At 37.5% G+C, this 597-nt stretch carries 1 protein-coding gene; it reads right to left on the bottom strand.

All coding sequences use genetic code 11. The annotated features are described in order from the left end of the window. Positions 1–27 precede the first annotated feature (27 nt). A complete protein-coding gene (locus tag ACFQY0_RS21325) occupies positions 28–252 on the bottom strand; it encodes a hypothetical protein (RefSeq protein WP_379717123.1) in 225 nt (74 codons plus the stop codon). Positions 253–597: the final 345 nt, after the last annotated feature.

Below are 597 nucleotides of genomic sequence, written 5' to 3'. Positions count from 1 at the left end.
CCTTCAAAAGTTATAAATACAGACATCTTATCGCTCCGTGTAGTAATCTAGAGTATCCTCTAGTCCCTCTATTTTAACATTATTTTTAAGCTGCTGCATGATTTCAGCGAGATGCGCATCTGTGAACAAATCGTTCTTTTTAATATACGGAACTCCTGGTGGATAAGGTACGATATTTCGAATCGCTTTTTTTCCTTTAAGAACCGAAAGATCTATTTGTTTTGATTGTATCTCGTTTTTCACTTGAACCATGCTAATTCTCTCTAAGAATAGCTCGAACGGGAACGTATCCCCATCATGCCAGAGTGGCAAGCACCATAAGACACCTCTATCTGTAACCATCTCAGAGTATATATTTTGTTTTGTGACACGTATTTAATCTATTCATAGTGTGATGCAAGGGCTAGTTATCCTTATGAGTGTACGAATTAGGATTAACTGCATGTTTACCCTTGCATTGCTAACGCAGAATAGATTAGTGTCAGAATCAAAACAAATAACTACTTAGCGAAATGGAGTGTGAGAAAACGAAACGCTTTGCGTTTCTGGTGAGGGAATCTTACTGCGTTCAATGATGCTTTATAGCTATTGATGTAC

It is taken from the genome of Haloferula chungangensis, assembly GCF_042664875.1.
Classification (GTDB): Bacteria; Verrucomicrobiota; Verrucomicrobiia; order Verrucomicrobiales; family Akkermansiaceae; genus Haloferula; species Haloferula chungangensis.
The sequence above is the reverse complement of the archived record's forward strand: the minus strand, read 5'-3'. Positions and strand labels throughout refer to the sequence as shown.